Annotated in this window: 16 protein-coding genes; 6 read left to right on the forward strand and 10 right to left on the reverse strand. The window is 34.4% G+C overall.

Annotation, left to right across the window (positions count from 1 at the left end; genetic code table 11):
- Positions 1-9 precede the first annotated feature (9 nt).
- The 4 genes from guaB (at position 10) to U9R23_01195 (ending at position 7,334) form a co-directional block, all read left to right on the forward strand.
- Positions 10-1,524 (forward strand): IMP dehydrogenase, encoded by a 1,515-nt coding sequence (gene guaB / locus U9R23_01180; GenBank protein MEA3475050.1) that lies wholly within the window; start codon positions 10-12, stop codon positions 1,522-1,524.
- Between the two features lie 33 nt (positions 1,525-1,557).
- The gene (locus U9R23_01185; protein ID MEA3475051.1) at positions 1,558-3,084 is read left to right on the forward strand and encodes an amidophosphoribosyltransferase; all 1,527 of its coding nucleotides are present in this window, start codon (positions 1,558-1,560) and stop codon (positions 3,082-3,084) included.
- On the forward strand, positions 3,069-6,044 hold the full coding sequence (locus U9R23_01190) for an AIR synthase-related protein (GenBank protein MEA3475052.1): 2,976 nt from the start codon (positions 3,069-3,071) through the stop codon (positions 6,042-6,044). The genes U9R23_01185 and U9R23_01190 overlap by 16 nt, the downstream gene beginning before the upstream one ends.
- A gap of 489 nt (positions 6,045-6,533) precedes the next feature.
- Complete coding sequence (locus tag U9R23_01195) at positions 6,534-7,334, forward strand: phosphoribosylformylglycinamidine synthase subunit PurQ (protein ID MEA3475053.1); 801 nt, start codon at positions 6,534-6,536, stop codon at positions 7,332-7,334.
- Positions 7,335-7,368: 34 nt separating this feature from the next.
- Here the strand turns inward: U9R23_01195 and U9R23_01200 are convergent, their stop codons facing one another.
- The 10 genes from U9R23_01200 to U9R23_01245 form a co-directional block, all read right to left on the reverse strand.
- Positions 7,369-9,861 carry a lectin like domain-containing protein gene (locus U9R23_01200; protein ID MEA3475054.1) on the reverse strand — a complete coding sequence of 831 codons (2,493 nt, stop codon included), beginning with the start codon at positions 9,859-9,861 and terminating at the stop codon, positions 7,369-7,371.
- 303 nt (positions 9,862-10,164) lie between these two features.
- Complete coding sequence (locus U9R23_01205) at positions 10,165-10,593, reverse strand: spore germination protein GerW family protein (protein MEA3475055.1); 429 nt, start codon at positions 10,591-10,593, stop codon at positions 10,165-10,167.
- Between the two features lie 663 nt (positions 10,594-11,256).
- Positions 11,257-11,736, reverse strand: coding sequence for a 3-isopropylmalate dehydratase (locus U9R23_01210; GenBank protein ID MEA3475056.1), 480 nt, complete (start codon positions 11,734-11,736; stop codon positions 11,257-11,259).
- A 218-nt stretch (positions 11,737-11,954) separates the two neighbouring features.
- A complete protein-coding gene (locus U9R23_01215) occupies positions 11,955-12,317 on the reverse strand; it encodes a four helix bundle protein (protein MEA3475057.1) in 363 nt (120 codons plus the stop codon).
- A gap of 98 nt (positions 12,318-12,415) precedes the next feature.
- Complete coding sequence (locus U9R23_01220) at positions 12,416-13,735, reverse strand: UDP-glucose/GDP-mannose dehydrogenase family protein (protein ID MEA3475058.1); 1,320 nt, start codon at positions 13,733-13,735, stop codon at positions 12,416-12,418.
- Between the two features lie 2 nt (positions 13,736-13,737).
- The gene (locus U9R23_01225) at positions 13,738-14,685 is read right to left on the reverse strand and encodes an NAD-dependent epimerase/dehydratase family protein (protein MEA3475059.1); all 948 of its coding nucleotides are present in this window, start codon (positions 14,683-14,685) and stop codon (positions 13,738-13,740) included.
- A 316-nt stretch (positions 14,686-15,001) separates the two neighbouring features.
- Positions 15,002-16,093 (reverse strand): UDP-N-acetylglucosamine 2-epimerase (non-hydrolyzing), encoded by a 1,092-nt coding sequence (gene wecB / locus U9R23_01230; GenBank protein MEA3475060.1) that lies wholly within the window; start codon positions 16,091-16,093, stop codon positions 15,002-15,004.
- A gap of 6 nt (positions 16,094-16,099) precedes the next feature.
- Positions 16,100-18,250, reverse strand: a complete 2,151-nt coding sequence (gene pnp, locus U9R23_01235; protein MEA3475061.1) for a polyribonucleotide nucleotidyltransferase — start codon at positions 18,248-18,250, stop codon at positions 16,100-16,102.
- Between the two features lie 134 nt (positions 18,251-18,384).
- Positions 18,385-18,654 (reverse strand): 30S ribosomal protein S15, encoded by a 270-nt coding sequence (rpsO, locus tag U9R23_01240; GenBank protein ID MEA3475062.1) that lies wholly within the window; start codon positions 18,652-18,654, stop codon positions 18,385-18,387.
- Between the two features lie 14 nt (positions 18,655-18,668).
- Positions 18,669-20,012 (reverse strand): cyclic 2,3-diphosphoglycerate synthase, encoded by a 1,344-nt coding sequence (locus U9R23_01245; protein MEA3475063.1) that lies wholly within the window; start codon positions 20,010-20,012, stop codon positions 18,669-18,671.
- 394 nt (positions 20,013-20,406) lie between these two features.
- Between U9R23_01245 and U9R23_01250 the strand changes: the two genes are divergently transcribed.
- Complete coding sequence (locus U9R23_01250) at positions 20,407-20,865, forward strand: DUF134 domain-containing protein (protein ID MEA3475064.1); 459 nt, start codon at positions 20,407-20,409, stop codon at positions 20,863-20,865.
- A gap of 40 nt (positions 20,866-20,905) precedes the next feature.
- A complete protein-coding gene (locus tag U9R23_01255) occupies positions 20,906-21,256 on the forward strand; it encodes a DUF5320 domain-containing protein (protein MEA3475065.1) in 351 nt (116 codons plus the stop codon).
- The last annotated feature ends 115 nt before the right edge of the window (positions 21,257-21,371 follow it).

A 21,371-nucleotide genomic window follows, 5' to 3' on the forward strand; every position in this document is an offset into this window, starting at 1 on the left:
TAGCAAAAAATGAATAATAAAAAACCACTTCCAAAAAGTGCCTTTTTTGAATTAATGAAACATGATAAGATATCTTTAACTTTTGATGATGTTTCATTAAAAACAGGATACTCTGAGACACTGCCAAAAGACATCTCTACAAATTCAAAATTTTCAAAGAACATTTCCTTGAATATACCTATAATAAGTGCTGCAATGGATACTGTTACAGAATATCCCTTAGCAATTGAAATGGCAAAGTTAGGCGGTATTGGGGTAATTCATAAAAATCTGACCCCAGAAGAACAAAGTTATCATGTTTCCAGAGTTAAATTTTATCTCAATGGATTAATAGACAAACCAAAATTTGTTTATGAGGACCAAACAATTAGCTCTGTTCTCAAAAGAAGAGAAGAAAAGAATTATGAGTTTCGCACATTCCCAGTATTAAACAGAAATGGAAAATTAACGGGCATATTAACTGGCAATGATTTTGATTTTTGCGATGATTATTCCAGATTAGTAAAAGAGGTAATGACAAAAAATGTAATCACTCTTCCACAAGATGCTGATTTAAATAAAGCCTATACCCTTATGGTAAAAGAGAAAAAAAAGGCATTACCACTTGTTGATAAACAACAAAGACTAATCGCTTTGTATACATTAAAAGACCTTAAGAGAATCAAGAATAAAGAATCTGACCTGTATAATCTTGATGAAAATGGACAGCTAAGAGTTGCCGCTGCAATGGGAGTTGGTAAAAAAGCACTTTTACGGTTAGAAAAATTAGTAAAAGAAAATCTTGATGTAGTTGTTATAGACACAGCCCACGCGGATTCAAAAAAAGTATATGAGACAATAAATGAGATTAAAAATTCATATAGGTTAGATGTTGTTGCAGGAAATATATCTGAACCAGACTCTGCATTAAGACTAATAAAAGCAGGAGTTGATGGAATAAAAGTCGGTCAAGGCCCTGGCTCAATATGTACAACAAGAGTTGTTGCAGGAATCGGGGCTCCCCAACTTACTGCAATATATGAATGCAGCAAGATTGCAGATGAATTTAATATTCCAGTCTGTGCCGACGGCGGGATAAAATTTTCTGGAGATATTGCTAAAGCTATTGGAGCAGGAGCGCATTCTGTTATGATTGGAAATATGCTCGCTGGAACAAAAGAAAGTCCTGGAGAGATTGTCTTTCTAAATGGAAGAAACTGGAAAGATTATAGAGGTATGGGCTCATCAGGAGCTATGAAATTTGAAGGTGCAAGAGAAAGATATAACCAAATAAGTAAGGACAAATTAGTTCCAGAAGGAATTGAAGGGCTAGTGCCTTACAAAGGAAAATTAAAAGATATTATGTTTCAATATGTTGGGGGCCTCAAGAGTGGAATGGGATATGTTGGAGCAAAGGATATTAAAGAAATGAGAGAAAAAGCAGATTTTAGAAGACTTACTCAATCAGGAAAAATAGAGTCACACCCTCACGATGTTTACATAACAAAAGAATCACCTAATTATTCCTTAAAACATGATGTCTAATAAAAATTAAAAAATCAAATAACATCAAATAAAATGTGTGGTATTATTGGTATAATCAGCAATAAACCAGTTTGTGAAGATTTAGTCAGAGGCCTTCACGCTTTACAACATCGGGGTATACAATCTTCTGGAATGATAAGCTATAACTCTCTTAAAAAGAAATTTAGTTCACCTATCAGAGGTCAGGGCTCAAGCACAGAAGTTTTTCGTAATACTAAATTAAGTAACATAGTGGATAATATTGCAATAGGTCACAATCGTTATGCAACATCTGGTGATAATGTTTTAATAGATGCTCAACCAATCTACATCCAAAAACCAGGAGTAGCAATCTCTCACAATGGTCAAATAGCTAATTATTTAAGTTTAAGAAAAAAATTGGAAAAACAACAATCATACTCATTCTTCACAAATTGTGATGTTGAAGCATTGTTGTTTGCCTTATCCCAAAATTTGATAGAAGAGAAATCCTATCAGGCTAAAAATACACCTTCTTTTGTAAAAGAAAAGCTTTTTCCTGCTTTAGAAAAAACAATGAGTACTAAATCAAAATACCATACTATTGGAGCATATTCAACAGTGGCAATTATTTCTAATCATGGTTTGTTAGCATTTAAGGACCCACATGGAGTCAGGCCATTAAGTTTTGCCAAAAAAGAAAAAAATAAGACAATCCAATATGTCTTTACATCTGAAACAACAGCCCTTCATTTTCTAAAGGATTTTCAAGATTCATACGAGCTTAAGCCAGGAGAGGCAATGTTCATTGACTTTGACCTTAATGTTTATCATAAAAAAATAAATCAACAACAAGAAAAGGTTTGCCCGTTTGAGTCGGTTTATTTTGCTCAAGTGGATTCCAAACTAAATGGGCAGCAAGTTTATGATGCACGCTACAAGCTTGGTTCTGCTTTAGCAGAACATTATTCAGAATTAAAAAATATTGTTGATACGGTAATAGCAGTCCCAAAATCTCCAATTCCAGCGGCAATAGCCATTGCTAACAGATGGAATAAACCATATGGTGGAATAATCGCTCGGCCTTCTCACTCTCCAATAAGAGCATTTCAGCAGGACGCTAAAAAAAGAAAAAAATCTATTGATGATAAGCTGCTTTTTATTAAATCACGCATCAACAAAAAAAGCATAGGTTTAGTTGATGATAGTATTGTTCGTGGAGAAACCTCCAAAAAAGTAGTTCATAAACTATATGAATTGGGTGCAAGAGAAGTACATCTATTTTCAACCTATCCACCTTATATAGGAATCTGCGCTGGAGGGATAGACACACCAACACAAGAAGAGCTGCTCTTAAATAATAACAGTAAAGAAGACATAGAACAAGCGAGGAAAAAGATTGGAGCAACAACATTAAATTATCTTCCGCTTGAAAAAATGCTCAAAGCTGTGAATTTAACTTTAGAAACAGCTTGTCTGGGATGCACAAAAAGACAATACCCTTTTGATATGCGAGACTATTCAAGATTTCGGGAACTTCGCAAAAAATATCGCACCCGTCTGGGCGCCGAGACCGATAAAGCAAAATGCCTAACCAAATAAGAATAAAATCCAAAATCCCGGATGCACGGGCTTTGGTCAGAAAAAAGCACATAGAAGACACCATTTTGGGAAAAATTACTGGTATAGAAATTGTTGATGTTTACACACTTGAGGCAAGGATGAGCCATTCTAAATTAGAATCTATTGCTTCAATGCTTTCTAATCCAATAACCCAGGAATCAATTGTCAATAAATATCCAATACAGAATAAATTTGACTGGGCAATAGAAGTTGGCTTCCTTCCAGGGGTTACGGACAACATAGGAAACACAACAAGAGAACTAATTGAAGATTTATTCAAAACTAAATTTCCTCCAACACAAGGAGTATACAGTTCCCAGGTTACATTTATTTCAGGAAAGCTATCCAAAAAACAGATTAAGGATATTGCAGATAACCTATACAATCCATTAATACAAAGAGTTCAGATTAAAAGCTATGACGAAGTTAAGGCTAATGGATTTGGTATTATTGTTCCAAAAGTTAAATTAGACAGAACGCCAAAAGTAAACCTTGTAGATATCCTTAATGCAAGCGATTATGAATTAAGTATAATTGGGAAAAAAGGAATTAAAAATGAGGATGGAAACAGGAACGGTCCATTAGCCTTAGACTTAAAATACATGAAAGCAATACAGGAATATTTCAAAAAGCAAGGCAGAAACCCAAATGATATTGAATTAGAGTCTCTTGCCCAATCATGGTCAGAGCACTGCAAACATACAATCTTTGCAGACCCATTAGATGAAATCACTGATGGTTTATTCAAAACATACATTCAAGGCTCAACTGAAAAAATCAGAAAAAAAAAGGCAGACAAAGACATCTGTGTTTCAGTATTCACAGACAATTCTGGGGCCATAGTCTTTGACGAAAATTATCTAATCACTTGTAAAGTAGAGACTCATAACAGTCCTTCTGCCTTGAATCCTTTTGGTGGTGCTATCACTGGAATAGTTGGGGTTAATCGTGATACAATTGGCTTTGGTCTTGGCGCAAAACCGATAATCAATACATATGGTTATTGTTTTGCTGACCCAAAAAGCAAGGACAGCCTCTACAAAGGTCCAAATTTTACGCAAAAAATGCTTTCTTCAAGGAGAATTCTTGAAGGGGTAATTAATGGAGTCAATGTCGGAGGAAATTGTTCTGGCATTCCCACACCACAAGGCTTTCTTACTTTTGACAAGAATTACAGGGGAAAGCCACTTGTGTTTGTAGGCACGGTTGGCTTAATTCCAAGAAAAAGTGCAAATAGATTATCACACCAAAAAAAGGCACAGCCAGGAGATTACATTATAATGGTTGGTGGTAAAGTTGGGCAGGATGGCATTCATGGTGCCACTTTTTCTTCAGAAATAATGGGTTCAAAAAGTCCTGCAACTGCTGTCCAGATAGGAGACCCAATTACTCAAAAGAAATTAAGTGACGCCCTTGTAAAAGAAGCACGCGACCTTGGATTATACAACAGCATAACTGATAATGGTGCTGGTGGTTTATCCAGCTCTGTTGGAGAAATGGCAAAAGAAAGTAATGGATGCTATGTCAACCTTGGTAAAGTCCCTTCAAAATATTTAGGGCTTGAGCCCTGGAAAATCTGGATTTCTGAATCGCAGGAAAGAATGACTCTTGCAGTACCTGAGGAAAAATGGGATAAATTCTCAAATTTAATGGAAAGGCGCGGTGTAGAAGCAAGCATTATTGGTAAATTTACTGATTCAGGAAAATGTGTTATTGACTATAACGATACGACAATCATGGATATTGATATAAATTTCTTACATAATGGACTGCCAAAACGACCTATGAGAACAGGTTATAGCAAATTAACACATCAGGAGCCAATTATTCCAAAATTGGAAGACCTAACAGACACACTCTACTCAATGCTTAAACGGTTAAACATTGCAAATTTTGAGTTTATTTCGCAACAATATGACCATGAAGTTCAAGGTGGTTCAGTGATAAAACCATTACAAGGAAAAGGCAGAGTAAATGGAGACACTACAGTAACAAGACCACTTTTAGACTCCAATAAAGGAATAATTCTTTCCCAGGGCATCAATCCAAATTATAGCAACATTAGCACATATCATATGGCTGCTTGTGCAATTGACACCGCTGTTAGAAATGCTGTTGCTACTGGCGCAAACCTTGATCACCTTACCTTGTTAGATAATTTCTGTTGGTGCAGTTCTGATGAGCCAAAGAGATTAAGACAATTAAAATACGCGGTTAGGGCATGTTATGATTACTCTGTGGCTTATGGAACCCCATTTATATCTGGTAAAGATAGCATGTTCAATGATTTTAAGGGTTATAATAAAAACAATGAACCAATAAAAATATCAATCCCACCAACATTACTAATATCCTCAATTGGGGTTATAAAAGATTCAAGAAAAGCAATTTCATTAGATGCAAAATTTGCAGGGGATTTAGTTTATGTTTTAGGAGAAAGCAATGAAGAACTTGGGGGCTCTGAATACTTTGCAATGATTGGTGAGCAACAGAGAGGAGAAAAATACATTGGAAATACTGTACCAAGAGTAGATGCTAAAAAAAACAAAAAATTGTATGAGGCATTATCAAAAGCCATAGATAAAAACTTAATTGCATCTTCACAAAGTATCAACAAAGGTGGTCTTGCGATAGCATTAGCGAAAACAGCTATGGGGGGAAGATTAGGATTAGAAGCTTCTTTGGAAAAACTTCCAGGAGACTGTTCAAGAGATGATTTTGCACTCTACTCTGAAAGTCAGGGAAGAATTGTTGTAACAGTAGCACCACAATACAAAAAGGCATTTGAAAAAATCATGAAAGGTAATAATTTTGCTAAAATAGGAACTATCAAAAAAGATAATTCATTTATTGTAAAAGGAAAAAAGGGAAATAAAATAATCGATACAACCACAGACTTGATGTTAAAGTCATACAAATCCACATTTAAAGATTATTAATTCAAGTTTCGCAGGAGTAATGAAAAATATTATAACTTTACTGTTTAAAACCGCACCTGCAGAAGGTAGAGAGACTATAGAAGATAATAGGAATGAATGTAGAAGCATGGGCTTCTTGTAATTACTTTACCAATTTAGGAATTGGTAAAGAGAATCATACCTTGCTTTTTACTAACAGCCCCCTAGCTGACCCACTCTCTTTACCAAGCCCTCTCTCCACTCTCTTTACCAAGCCCTCTCTCCACTCTCTTTACCAAGCCCCAGCTTGGTAAAGCATATTTCACATTCTAATGTCCTCTGATAAAATGCAAAATAATCTTATAAACCATGATAATGCAGCTTAAATCACCAATCTTGAACTTACATGTAACTATTTAAATATCAATATCTTATTGAGATATTGCAAAGATAAAAAATGAATTATTCAGTGATCTCCACTCCTGCGAAATTTGAGTTATTAAACTCATAATAATAATAAAAATAATAAAAATGGCAAAACCAAATGTTTTGGTAATGACTGGATATGGGATTAATTGTGATGAAGAAACTAGCTTTGCCTTTGAAAAAGCAGGAGCAAATTCAGAAATAGTCCACATCAATGATTTAATTGATGGCTATAAAAAACTAAATGATTATCAAATCCTGGTCCTTCCAGGTGGATTTTCTTATGGAGATGACACTGGCTCTGGCAATGCTTTAGCAAATAAAATTAAAAACAATTTCTGGTATGAAATAAAAGATTTTGTTGAGAAAGACCATCTAGCAATAGGAATCTGTAATGGTTTTCAAGTTATGGTTAATCTCGGTCTGCTCCCTGCTTTAGATAAACAATATGGTGAAAGAAATGTTGCACTAATCTACAACAATTCAGCCAGATACATTGACAGATGGGTTGATTTACAATTTAAAGGCAACAGTCCATGGATTAATGGAATAGATAAGATTAGTTTGCCAATAGCACATAAAGAGGGTAAATTCTATACAGAACCAAAAATACTGGCAAAGATTAAGGAACATAACCTAATTGCAGCAAAATATATTAAAGGCAGCATATGTAAATATCAAAGTTTAAAGGCAAATCCAAATGGCTCTCTTGAAGATATTGCAAGTATTACAGATGAATCTAAAAGACTTATTGGAATAATGCCGCATCCTGAAAGAGCCATAGATTTTACTCAACTTCCTAACTGGACATTGTCAAAAGAAAAATATCAAAGAAAGGGGAAAAAACTCCCGGAACAAGGTCCGGAATTACAAATCTTTAGAAACGCAGTAAAATATTTTCAATAATTCTTTTGAAACAATCAGCCTTTTCTGTTATTTATTATCGTATCAATATCATCTTTTTGATGAGCGTCTTACCTTCTGCTTCAAATTTATAGAAGTATATACCTGAACTCATCCCTGTCCCCGCGGACGCGGGGATCTCGAGGACATCCCAATCAACAGTATGATAACCGGCAGGTTTATTTTCATCAACTAAAGTTTTAACTAATTGGCCTTTAATATTGTAAATCTTAATACTCACATGAGCTGGTTTTGGTAATGTATAACTAATTGAAGTTTTTTTAGTAAAAGGATTTGGATAGTTTTGAGTAATGAAAAATTTATTGGTTATTATATCTTTATCAGTTTGATAATTAATGCCATCAAAAGCGAAAATCTGTATATCATCAATATTCCAGCCACAATAAGTCCATCCACCGTCGGTAGGACCCATCACCCAGCGTAAATACACAGTTGGCTGATTATCCGCTTTATCTGAGATGTCTAAATCCATTTGAGTCCATGAATAATCAGTAATCTCAGTTAAATTTTGCCAGACAGTTGTCCAATTAGTACTATCATTACTAACCCTTACATACGCATGGTCGTATGCAGGTTGTTCAACACCTAACCAACGCCAGAACTTCAAGTGCACATTATATAAATCTGAACAATCTATTGCCCGAGTTGTTAAACACTTTTCTGGAAGATTATTTGGATAGTCACCATTAAGATTATATCCATAAACATTATCTCCTGTGTAACCACTTGTTGGGTCTGGATCTCCATGTTGACCACCACCACCAGTTGGTTGACCGAACTCCCAATCTCCTGCAATATTCCAACCTGGGTCCCTGTTAAGACACCACTGGTATCTTAAGGTCGCTTCTCCAATTGCTAACCCCACTTGACGAGTAGTATCACCTAAGTGATTTGTAGTATTAGTAAAAGAAATCGTAGTAAAATGTACACCTTCACTTAAGCTTGTAGCATTACTATTAATTTCAACAATCACCTCTGCAGTGTCAGTTGGTTCAAGAAAACCAGATATATCACCAGAAAGACTTAGCCAATCAGCAATCAGGTTTTGTGTTACTTCATAGTTGATGGATAGAGTATCTCTATTCTTAATTATATATGTTTTACTTAAAGGTGAGAATGGACCACCAACAGGTCCTTCTGATTGGAAATCATCCTCAGGGTTAACCCGCATACCTCTATTTACAGTTAAAGCTTTAGTGCAAAAGTTTGCTGTACCATTCCAGGACGGATCGTCAAATACATAGTCATAAAAATCCAGCCAGGTTGAACCACTAAAGTAATAACTCTCATCCGGATTTGCTGCTGATTCAACAATAGTTCTATACTGAGCTCCAAGCAAGACAGGAACATCAGAGGTTCTGTCATACGGCTGTCCACCAGCAGATAGTTCAAGATAGATGTAAAAATCATCATCTGGATTAAGTCCAACAGGCGTTTCTAAATCTATAGTATGAAATCCTGTATAGTTAATTGTATCGGTTTTTGATGAAAGCTCATCTAACAATACACCACCTTCAAATCGGTCGTAAACTTTTACTGTGTAAATCACATTGTCTACAGCTGTAAAAAAACTCACTGATTCTAACAATTCATTGCCTTCAGATATGAATTTATTAAATGCTTTATTACAACCTGTTTTTGTATCACGCCAACCATGATAGTCATGGTAATAGATATGGTCGTAATGCAAGGGTTCGGTATCTTGAAAGGAAATTGCTCCCATTTCAGGATGTTGACAGCAATGTTTATCATAATAGGAAATCCAGAAATAACCATCAATACCCCAACCTGTTCCCCAACTATTCTTGCATATCCAGGCACCTGGCTCAGGAGCTTCAGTAACTATGCTATCATCCCAACCTATTATAGCAACAGCATGATTGGGGTCCAATGTACTACTTGGTGGTTGATAATGGATATATTCCCAATTAATAAATGATGAATTATAGCACATACAAGTTCCCAGCACACCTTTTTCCATAATCTTGTTCTTTATTGTATTAATGTCGCTTAGATCGGAACCTGCTACATACCACTCAATATCTTTAACATAGTAGAAATGATAACCAGGGTCAAATCTTAACGGAGGGGTGCTGTATGATTGACCATCTATATCTCGCACCGCTCCCTCACTACGAGTGAGATATGCAGAAGTAACTCTGTAGTCACCACCTTCATGCACAGTAAGACCTCCTCCAGTTGGTGGATCTGTATCATCATTATTATGCTGGTTGAATCCATTCCACCAATCAAGATGATATTCTGCAAGATTTGGCTCACCAATTTCTCCGGCAGCAGTCCATGCACCTGTCATCATAAGATTACCCTCTATGGCAGCCATTGCACCATGACACCAGCAGGTTCCTCCTTGTTGATTCTTAATTGAAGTTACATAATTTTCTCCGTTAACATCACGTAAATCAAAAGTGGATGGTGGGTCCGCGAAAGACTTCATAGTAATAATTAAAAAGATAAATAGTAAAATTAAAAATAATATTGCTTTTTTCATAGTCCTTCCTGTATTTTATTCTCTTTTGAAATAGAGCGAATCAACCATTGCGAATCCACCAGCTGGCGGACATTCGCAAGGTTTGGAGTTTACCCCGTGAGATAGTAAACATCTAACGGGGTTTACGGACGGAAAGTAATTACTAAGATAACAAAAGCAAGTAGATGTTTTTCACATCTGTGCTTCGTGATAATCTAAATCTCAGATACCGTATTACGAATTACTTTTGTAAATTAAGTAAATTTGTATCAAGAAAGAAAAATTTTTAACTCTGAAATACAAATTAACAGTTTGCTTTAAGGTTTATTTTTTTCTCCTTTTCAAAACCACTCTAATTGTATAGATGATAAAAACTATCATAAATATCTTTAATCCCTTTAAGATTATTTTTGTTTTATCAAGTATTTCAACAAATTTAGCATTATCACCCTTTATTTCAATATAGCCAACCGGGCTGGCATCAACTTTCATTCCCAATCCACCACCTTTGCCATTTCTTCCTTTTTTAGCACCTTCTTTTTCTGTTTCAGCCTCTTCTAACGGTTCTGGTTTTTCCTTTTTCTTAGCTTCCATTTCGCCGAAACCTCCACCACCTCCACCTTGAAATCGTACAGAAGCCACGGGAATTATTGATACATTATCTACCTTTTTCACATCACCAAATATTGATTTTACATTAGCAGTTTTCTCAATATTTTCTTTAATTTCCGCGATTAACTTTTTTATTTCCATCTAATCCTCCCGTATTTTTTTATTAATATGAGTTATGCAAAATAACATTTTATTGTCATTCCGCACTTGATTCGGAATCCAAAATCCTTTATTTCATTGGATTCCCGTCCCCAATTTCTTGAGGACAAGCTTTCACTGGAATGACAAATAAAGCCAAATTAACAATTTTGCATATCTCATTTTTTTATTAATTTATTATGAGATTACACAAAAAAGTAAAATACAAAATAAATTAACTTAATTTCAAAATCCAAATTTCTAATGTCAAATAAATGCCAAAGTTTAAACGTCAAAGTCATTGTTTCCGTGTTGATTTATTTATGGAGAGATAAAAAAATTAAGTTGGGTTTATTGGTTTTTTTCAATAAATTTTTGTTTCACCGTTTCATGTTATAGGCAGATCCTTTGAATAACTGTGAAACTACCTTTGATACCATTCTAACCTGACTGTTGATTTCACCAAGAAATGGTCAATATTTTGATTTTTCTTGTTTGTAATTTGTCGTTTGAAATTTTATTTGAAATTAGAAATTAGATATTTGGAATTATTTATCAAGTTTTGCATAAACGGAACTAAATGAATAAATCATACTTAACTTTTGATAACATCTTATACGAAACTTGAGTAAATTAGTTTTATATAATTTTTTAGCTTATCAAGATTCATCCTATTCTCTTTTTGATATTTTGCAAAAGCCCACCACTTTCAATGATTTTTTGCATTTGTGTCGGTAGAGGTGGAAACTTAAAAGTTCTATCCCCTACCTTTAATTCGCCTACCTTCTCATCAATCTCAATCTTATTTCCTTCCTTATAATAATCAACTGCGTCCGGACATTCTATCAAAAGCAATCCTTGATTAGTGCCACTACGATAGAATATACGAGCAAAGGATTTGGCGATAATAGCTCTTATACCAACATATTTCAGACCAAGCCCGGGTTGTTCTCTTGAGGAACCACAACCAAAATTCTTACCTGCCAAAATTATATCACTTTTTTGAACCTCTCTTGAAAAGTTTGTGTCCAAATCTTCAAAAAGATGTTCTTTTATAAAATCAAGGTCTGATGATTCATAAGTATATTTTCCAGGGAACATCAAATCCGTATTAATATTGTCTTGATTATAGTAAAATACTTTCATAATATCTCCAAAAACTAAACTGATTTCTTATATTAAATCTAATGGTTGGGGCAATGCGTAGCGCGGAATTTTATTGCACTTCCTTTCTGTTTTGTCCTGAATCCCGCATTTCGTATAGGTTTTGTTATCTTCTGGTCTTTTTCATTTATCTTCTTTTTGAATATCGAACACTGAACACTGATTAACGATTTTTGATTTTTTTGTGATTGAAAAAATATTTATAATTTTAGATTTTTTTGTGCAGTTTCAATGCTCTTGACAAAAATTGAAATCAATTCATTATTCTCTTTTTTTGCCTTTATTATTTTACTTTCAGTTTTATACAATTTGCTTCGGTGAATTATTTTCAGACAAACATAAGTTTCTCGCAGTTCTTTTAAAATTACTTTTACTTTATGGATGAAGTCTTTTTTCGACTCTGCACTTTGTGCTTCTCCATAATTCAATGAAACTGATGTCCCGGAACGAACCAATTGTCCGGATAAATGATTCCCTGCCTTTGAATTGGGCATTTCGTTTACAATTTCAATTATCAAAACTGAAAATTCAATCAATCGTTCTTCTAAATCATATTTATTCATAATTCATAAACTTCTTAAATCATTATTCGTTAATCAATATTCGATATTCAATTTATTGTTCTGTTTTTTCTTGACTTGAATCTAACATTTCTTATCTATTATTTTCCAATACAAAAATAGGTGAAGCCATTAGCTTTTGTCTTTTCAGGGTCATATTGGTTTCTGCCATCAAAGATTACTTTTTGTTTGAGCGTATTTTTTATCTTTTGAAAATCAGGGTGACGAAATTGACGCCATTCTGTTATAAGAACTAAAGCATCTGCATCTCCCAGAGCCTGATATTGGTCATTAAAATATTTAATGAATGGATTATTGCCGAATACTTTTTTTGCTTCCTTAATTGCCTTTGGGTCATAGGCTTGAATTTTTGCACCCCGTTTAATTAGTTCATTAATTATAATTATTGATGGAGCTTCTCGTACATCATCAGTCATTGGTTTAAAAGAAAGACCCCAGATAGCAAATACCTTGCCTTTCAAATCTTTCCCAAAATGTGCACATATTTTATCAATCATTATCTGTTTCTGTTTATAATTTACATTTTCAACTGCTTCTAATATTTGTGATGATGAATTGTTTTCTTGTGAAATTTTTATAAGAGCCTTTATATCCTTTGGAAAACAAGAACCGCCATATCCAACACCTGGATAAAGAAATTTATAACCAATTCGTGAGTCAGAACCTATTCCTATTCTTACATCTTCAACATTAGCACCGACTTTTTCACACAGATTTGCTATTTCATTCATAAATGAAATTTTTGTAGCAAGCATTGCATTTGCAGTATATTTTGTCAATTCAGCAGAACGAATACTCATAAAGATGACGCGATTGCTTCTAAAAGTAAATGATGAGTAAAGGTCATTCATAATATCCTTTGCTTTCTCACTATCAGCTCCAACTATAATTCTATCCGGCTTCAGAAAATCTTCTATAGCCATTCCTTCTTTCAAAAATTCAGGGTTAGACACGACATCAAAATCATAATTCAATTCTCGTTTTTCTAATTCAGACTTTATCGTTTCTTTTACTAAATCTGCGGTACCAACTGGAACGGTGGATTTGTCAATCACAACTTTGTAGCCATTAATATATTTCCCAATATCTTTTGCTACAGTTAGCACATATTGAAGGTCTGCTGAACCGTCTTCGTTTGGCGGGGTTCCAACAGCGATAAATATCACTAAGGATTCTTCAACTGCTTTTTTTATATCAGTAATAAAAGATATACGATTCCCCTTTATATTTCTTTCTACCATCTCTTTTAACCCATACTCAAAAATTGGCATCACCCCATGATTCAACATATCAATTTTTTCTTGATTATTATCAACGCAGATGACCTCACTTCCCATTTCTGCAAAGCAAGTGCCAGTAACTAAACCAACATAGCCTGTGCCCACTACAGCGATTTTCATATTTATTTATCCTTTCTGTGGTATTTGTTGTAAAAATATTCAATAGTTTTCATTATTCCATCTTTTAAAGTTGTTTGAGGATACCAGTTTAGAATATTCCTTGCTCGGGAAATATCAAGACAACTTTTGTGGATATCTCCAGGTCTAGCCCCTAATTTTTTCGGCTGAATATCTGAATTCGTAAGTTCTGCAATCTGATGATAAAGTTCTCCAGTTGAAGTCTCATTATTTGTACCAATATTCACAAGTTCATTGTCTCCTTTTTCAAGACCAATTAAATTTGATTTTACAACATCACCAACAAAGACATAATCACGAATCATTCCGTCAGGATTTTCCGGATAAGCATAAAGATTAGAAATCTTATCTTGCAAGATATTTTCAATAAAAATAGATACAACCCCTGCTTCGCCATGTGGAATTTGGCGAGGTCCATAAACATTTGCATACCGTAGAACAAGATATTTTAAGCCAAACTGATGGTTATAATAATGGAGATATTTCTCAACCGAAAATTTTGCAATTGCATAAGGTGAAACTGGTTTAGGGACATAATTTTCTGTTGTGGGATATTCCTCTGCATCGCCATAAATTGCACCGCCAGTGGAAGAAAAAATTACTCTCTTGACTCCATACTTTACTGAATTTTGCAAAACATTAATTGTGCCTAAAATATTCACCTCTGCATCAAAAATAGGGTCTTTCGCAGAAACTGGTACGCTAATTTGCGCAGCATGATGATTTACAATATCCGGTTTTTCAGTTTTGAAAATATTTTCTAATCCTTTATCACAAATATCAATATGATAAAATTTAGCTTTTGGATTTATATTATCTGGATTTCCCGTTGAGAGATTATCTACAATAACAACTTGATGATCATCCTCTATATAAGCATCTGAAATATGTGATGCAATAAAGCCTGCACCGCCTGTTACAAAGATTTTCATACTATCTCCAAAGAAATTTTTAGCCACCCAGATTAAATAGCTTACTACTAAGTAAAGATACACCTTACAGTGCAAGCCATATTTAATCGGGCAAGCGAAACTACACCCGTTCTCCGTAGTCCCGATTTAATCGGGACGAAGGGTGAATAAAAAAACACAAAAAATTAGTAAATTAGTAAACTTGTTAATTGGTGTACTTATTTATCTGTCAATTTACTAATTCACAAATTCACTAATTTTATAACACTCATCGCCAAATACAATATTACTTTTCGTGTGATTTTGTGTGTTTTTGTGGCTCATTTTATTTCGCTAGTTATACAAAATGCTTCAAAACTTCCATTACTCTTAAAGCAGTTTTTCCATCCCAGAATTTTGGAATAGTTCGTTCTTTACAATACCCCCCTAAGATAGATTTTACAGCTTTTATAATTTTTTGGGTATCATTTCCAACCAATTGATTTGTTCCTTGCTTGATTGTAATTGGTCTTTCGGTATTTTCACGGATAGTTATACAAGGCACACCAAAAACTGTGGTTTCTTCTTGAATTCCACCTGAATCAGTAAGAACAAGTTTTGCATCCTTTTCTAACTTAAGAAAATCAAGATAGCCTACAGGTTCTATAAACTTAAGGTTTTTCATATTCTCAAACTGTGATTTCAAAGAGAATTGCTTAATCTGTTTACGAGAACGCGGATGTATTGGAAAAATTAAGGGAATTTTTTTTTCAATCTCTTCAAAAGCAGTGATTATCTTCTCAAAACTCTTTTTATTATCAACATTGCTTGGTCTATGTAAAGTTATTAAACCATAATTATTTGAAGTTATATTTAACTGTTCAAGAATATTTGATCTTTCGGCAAGCTTTTCGTATCTTCTTAGAGAATCAATCATTGCATTACCAACAAAGAAGATTCTCTCATCTGAAACACCTTCTTTTTTAAGATTCTCATTTGCATCAAGAGACGGTGTCAACAAAATCTCTGAAATAGAGTCAGTTAAGACACGATTAATCTCTTCGGGCATTCGTCTATCATAGGAGCGAAGTCCAGCTTCAAGATGTGCTACGGGAATATGTAATTTTACTGAATCCAAAGCACAGGCAATAGTAGAATTAACATCGCCAGCTACCATTACAAGACCTGGTTGTTCATTCAAGAGGACTTTTTCAAATTCAATCATTATGCGAGATGTTTGTTCACCGTGTGTTCCTGAGCCTACTCCTAAATAGGTATCAGGCTCTGGTAGACCTAATTCTTCAAAAAATATTTCTGAAAGATTATTGTCATAATGTTGTCCTGTATGAACTATAAGTGGATGAAAATTTTGTTCGGATTTTAAGGCAAAATAAATAGGAGCAATTTTCATATAATTTGGTCTTGCTCCTACTACTAAAATTATTTTCACAACGAATTAGTATCTTTTAAATCTATTATTGAAATCTTTTCTATCTGATTTAGTCCTTTGAGCATCTTTCATGCTCAACTGTACTTTACCATCAGTATCAATATTAATAACTTTAACATAGACCTTATCGCCAACTTTTACAACATCTTCAACATGTTCTGTTCGTTTATTTTCCAGGTTTGATACATGCACAAGTCCCTCTGTCCGAGGTAAAAATTCAACAAAAGCCCCGAAATCTCTAATATTTTTTACGGTTCCGAGATATACTTTTCCCACTTCTGGCTCTTCAATAATACTTAAAATTTTTTTCTTTGCTTTTTCAATAGAAGATTTATCAGATGACGCAATCTGAACCAAGCCATCATCTCCAATATCAATAGTCACGCCAGTTTCTTCAATTATTTTTCTGATAACTTTTCCCTGTGGACCTATAATGTCGCCGATTTTCTCGGTCTTTACCTTAATAATCTCAATTTTAGGCGCTATTTTGGAAACTTCGGTTCTTGGTTTATCAATTGTTTGTTTCATTTTATCTAAGATGAAGAGACGCGCATTTTTAGCTTTTTCCAAAGCTTCAGCCATAATTTCTCTTGTGATTCCCTCTACTTTTATATCCATTTGAAAAGCTGTAATTCCTTTTTCTGTACCAGTAACCTTAAAATCCATATCACCGTAATGGTCTTCCGTTCCAATAATATCTGTAAGGATAATATGTTCATTATTTTCAAGAATCAATCCATTTGCAACACCAGCCACAGCTCTGGAAATTGGCACGCCTGCAGCCATCAAGGCTAAGGTCCCACTGCATACAGTTGCCATTGAAGAAGAGCCATTAGACTCTAAAATATCAGATACTATCCTGATAGTATAAGGAAATTTTTGCTCATTTTCAGGGATTACTGGGGATAGAGATCTTTCAGCAAGATTGCCATGTCCCAATTCTCTTCTTCCTGGACCTCGTAAATACTTTACTTCACCAACGCTAAAAGGTGGAAAGTTATAATGCAAAAAGAAACGTTTTTTATACTCCTCATCCAATTCATCAATAACTTTCTCATCCGAACTTGTACCAAGTGTTACCACGCCCAAAGATTGTGTTTCTCCACGAGTAAAAAGTGCAGAACCATGAGCATAAGGCAAAACATCAATTTCGCAGGTAATTGGTCTAATTTCATCAAACCCCCGACCATCAATTCTTCGCCGTTCTTTAATAATTTGTGAACGAACCAATTGTTTAAAAAGGTTATCAAAAGCAGTTTTAATCATCATCTGTTTCTTCTCAAAATCATCTGGAGAAAGTTTCTCTGCGTATTGACTCAATATATCATCCAATAAGTCACCTGCGGCTTTCTGCCTATCTTGTTTTGATGATAAGTTCATTGCATCTTTTAATTTGTCAGTTGCGAGTCCAGAAATCTCACTTACTATATCTTCATCTACTAGATCACATTCAAAGTCTTTCTTTTCTTTACTTGCTTTTGCAATAAACTCTTTTTCAAATTCAACAATTTTCTTAATTTCATTATTAGCAATCTCTAAAGCCTGGAGCATCTTCTTCTCTGAAATTTCTTTAGCGTTTCCCTCAACCATCATAATTGCATTCTCTTTTCCGGCAACAGCTAATTCAAGTTCTGAATTTTCTAATTGTTCAGTAGTAGGATTAACAATAAATTTATCATTAACTAATCCGATATTAACTCCAGCAATTGGACCGTGAAAGGGAATTTCAGATATAGATAATGCAACAGAAGCTCCAATCATTCCCAGAATATCAGGAGAATTGACTTTATCATAAGAAAGAACTGTTGCAATTATTTGCAACTCGTTGCGAAAGCCCTCTGGGAAAAGTGGTCTAATTGGTCTATCAATAAGTCTCGCAGAAAGTGTAGCAGTTGTTGATGGTCTCGCTTCTCTTTTAAAGAATCCTCCTGGAATCTTTCCTGCTGCATACATCTTCTCAACAAAATCAACGCTCAAAGGAAAGAAATCTATATCCGCTTTTCTTTCCTTTGAAACTGCTGCGGTCACTAAAACTACCGTCCCACCATATTGAACCAATACTGAACCGCTTGTTTGTTTAGCCATTCTCCCTGTTTCCAGAATCAGACTTCTTCCAGCAAAATCAGTTTCCATACGAATTATCTTATTATTATACATTGTTTCCTTTCTTAATATTTAGCCACAAACACAAAAAACTTGTGAATTAGTAAATTTGTAAATCAGTGAACTAGTTAATTGACAGGCGAATAGATAATCAAATAAATAATTAATCAGTTTACTAATTCACTATATTACTTTCTTAAGTTAAGTGCTTTAATTAGTTTTCTATAACGATTGACATTCTTTTTTTTGATGTAATCTAAGAGTCTTCTTCTTCTGCCAATCAATTGCAGAAGTCCCCTTCTGGAGTGATGATCCTTTTTATGAATTTTTAAATGCTCAGTAATACTAAAGATTCGTTGTGTGAGAAGGGCTATCTGTACTTCAGCAGAGCCTGTATCCGTTTCATGTATTCTAAACTCTTGCATTATTGATTTTTTAGTTTCCTTATTCAATGGCACCTTTCCTCCTAAATTTATTTTAAGGATTTAACGAAATCCCTTAAGACATCCTGTAAGTTGGGATATCCAATTTCTTGTAAATAATATCTAACTCGGGCTGTAGGCTTGTCAATATTAATAATTCTATTCAAATCAATTGGAGTAGCAATAATTACTGAATCACAATCAGTATTGTTGATAGTTTCTTCTAAATCATTTATCTGTTTGGCAGAATATCCCATAGCAGGCAGTAATAAACCTATTTCAGGATATTTCTCAAAAGTTTTAGTAATAGTTCCAACAGTAAATGGTCTGGGGTCAACTAATTCTTTACAACCGAACTTTTTGGCGGCAACTATCCCTGCTCCATATTTCATCTCACCGTGTGTCAAAGTTGGTCCATCTTCAACAACTAATACTCTCTTACCTTTGATGATTTCTGGTTTATCTACAGAAATTGGTGAAGCAGCATCAACAACCACTGCTTTCGGATTTATCTTCTGTATATTTTCTCTTACTGTAAGAATATCATTGTTATTAGCGGAATCTATTTTATTGATTACAACCACATCAGCCAATCGGAGATTGGTCTCGCCTGGATAATATTTTAATTCATGTCCAGCACGATGTGGGTCAACTACGGTTATTTGCAAATCAGTTTTATAAAAAGATATATCATTATTTCCACCATCCCAAATAATAATATCACTTTCTTTTTCTGCTTCATGCAAAATGGCTTCATAGTCAACTCCGGCATAAACTACAGTATTATTATTAATGTGTGGTTCATATTCTTCTCTTTCTTCTATGGTACAATTATATTTATCTAAATCTTCATAAGTCTCAAATCTTTGTAATTTCTGCTTTACCAGATTTCCATAAGGCATAGGATGTCTAATAACAACTATCTTCTTTCCCATTACTTTCAAAACATCAATAACTCGGCGTGTTGTCTGGCTTTTTCCACAACCAGTTCTTACTGCACATATTGATATTACAGGTTTGATAGACTTAATTTGAGCGTTTTTAGCTCCCATTAGCATAAAGTCAGCACCACAAGCATTAACAAATGATGCTTTATGCATAACATATTCATGTTGTACATCACTATAAGCAAAGACCACTAAATCCACATCTTTTGACTTTATTAAATCTCCTAATTCTGACTCTGAATGAATTGATATACCTTTGGGATAAAGACTTCCAGCTAATTCAGCAGGATATTTTCTATCATCAATATCTGGAATCTGAGTAGCAGTAAAAGCTACAACTTCATATTGCTCATTATCACGAAAGTAGATATTGAAATTATGAAAATCTCTTCCAGCAGCACCCATAATGATAACTTTTCGCTTCCCGGAATGAATGGGATTTATCATGCCAGAGGCAGATCCTTTTAGGACATTTCTTTTTAACATTTTCTGTTTCCTTCCAAATTCCAATTTTGAGTCTTTAACAAAAGTATAGATTGTTTGTGTCAAGGAAAATTATTAAATGAATATATTTATTAATCAAATCAAAAAATCATACATTAATGAGGATTTAATTATTGTAAACCGATGTAAGCCGTCTTGTCACAACCAATCTTGTCATTTTCCAACTTGATCGGGAAATCTAAAAACCTATTTCCTACCTATATCAAGACAGTATCAACTTGAATTAATTTGAGCAAAGCGAAACTTGATTTAGGTTTTAGTTGCATTTTTATATTAAAAAATTTGACAACAGAAATCTTAGACTTATATTATGAACATAAGTTCATAAAGGAAAATAATGACAAGACCAAGAATAGAGCGAAGAGTAGAAGAGCCGCCGAGATTCCAGCGGTTCAAACCTGTTGGAATTCCTGCAAGGTTATTAGAGCAGATTCCGTTAACTTTAGATGAATTTGAAGCATTGAGATTGGCAGACTATAAAGACCTGGAACATGAAGCAGCTGCGAATCAAATGGAAATCTCCCGTCCAACTTTTACAAGATTAATTGATGCAGCAAGAAAAAAAGTGGCAAAAGCAATTGTAGAGGGGAAAGAAATCTTTATTATGGGGGGAGCAATCTATTTTAGAAATAATATTGTAAAATGTCTCAATTGTGGAACTATTATTCCTATTGATTTTGAAAGCAATGTTGATGTCAAATGTCCTAATTGTGGCGGAACAGATTTTGTCAATCTGGCACAGCAATTTGGTTTTGGGCAATGCCATAGAGGTAGGCATAGACATGGCAGAAGATAAAAAGATTAAAGAATAAAAATTAAAATGGAAGGAGGCTAAAATGCCAAGAGGTGATAGAACAGGTCCTGACGGAATGGGACCAATGACAGGTAGAGGATTGGGTTATTGTGCTGGTTATTCAAGTCCTGGATTCACAAAAGGTGTTCCCCGCGGTGGTGCTGGTTATGGCCGTGGTTACGGTCGTGGTTATGGCTTCGGTCGTGGAAGAGGATTTGGTAGAGGCTACTATCCGAACCCTTATATAGGTAATGCGCCTTATTACCCATATCCAAATCCTACACCATATACACCAGAAAATGAAAAGCAGGTTCTTGAGAATGAACTTAAAATGATGAAGGATGAAATGAAATCGATTGAAAAGCGTCTTGAGGAACTCAAAACCAAGAAGTAAAAAGAATATTACCACGGGAATTTCACAAGAGAAGCACGAAAGTAAATTTTGAAATCTTTTGTCTTGTGCCAATCTTGTGTAACTCCTGTGGTAAAATATTAATGGAGGAAAGTAA

Source organism: Candidatus Cloacimonadota bacterium (genome assembly GCA_034722995.1).
GTDB lineage: Bacteria > Cloacimonadota > Cloacimonadia > JGIOTU-2 > JGIOTU-2 > JAGMCF01.

What these genes read in the sequence shown, in the direction of transcription:
- U9R23_01195 (MEA3475053.1), top strand. Translation starts at nt 6,534, where the DNA reads ATGGCAAAACCAAATGTTTTGGTAATGACTGGATATGGGATTAATTGT.
- U9R23_01200 (MEA3475054.1), bottom strand. Translation starts at nt 9,861, where the DNA reads ATGAAAAAAGCAATATTATTTTTAATTTTACTATTTATCTTTTTAATT.
- U9R23_01185 (MEA3475051.1), top strand. Translation starts at nt 1,558, where the DNA reads ATGTGTGGTATTATTGGTATAATCAGCAATAAACCAGTTTGTGAAGAT.
- pnp (MEA3475061.1), bottom strand. Translation starts at nt 18,250, where the DNA reads ATGTATAATAATAAGATAATTCGTATGGAAACTGATTTTGCTGGAAGA.
- U9R23_01255 (MEA3475065.1), top strand. Translation starts at nt 20,906, where the DNA reads ATGCCAAGAGGTGATAGAACAGGTCCTGACGGAATGGGACCAATGACA.
- U9R23_01210 (MEA3475056.1), bottom strand. Translation starts at nt 11,736, where the DNA reads ATGAAAGTATTTTACTATAATCAAGACAATATTAATACGGATTTGATG.
- U9R23_01225 (MEA3475059.1), bottom strand. Translation starts at nt 14,685, where the DNA reads ATGAAAATCTTTGTAACAGGCGGTGCAGGCTTTATTGCATCACATATT.
- U9R23_01205 (MEA3475055.1), bottom strand. Translation starts at nt 10,593, where the DNA reads ATGGAAATAAAAAAGTTAATCGCGGAAATTAAAGAAAATATTGAGAAA.
- U9R23_01245 (MEA3475063.1), bottom strand. Translation starts at nt 20,012, where the DNA reads ATGATAAATCCCATTCATTCCGGGAAGCGAAAAGTTATCATTATGGGT.
- U9R23_01215 (MEA3475057.1), bottom strand. Translation starts at nt 12,317, where the DNA reads ATGAATAAATATGATTTAGAAGAACGATTGATTGAATTTTCAGTTTTG.
- U9R23_01190 (MEA3475052.1), top strand. Translation starts at nt 3,069, where the DNA reads ATGCCTAACCAAATAAGAATAAAATCCAAAATCCCGGATGCACGGGCT.
- guaB (MEA3475050.1), top strand. Translation starts at nt 10, where the DNA reads ATGAATAATAAAAAACCACTTCCAAAAAGTGCCTTTTTTGAATTAATG.
- U9R23_01250 (MEA3475064.1), top strand. Translation starts at nt 20,407, where the DNA reads ATGACAAGACCAAGAATAGAGCGAAGAGTAGAAGAGCCGCCGAGATTC.
- U9R23_01220 (MEA3475058.1), bottom strand. Translation starts at nt 13,735, where the DNA reads ATGAAAATCGCTGTAGTGGGCACAGGCTATGTTGGTTTAGTTACTGGC.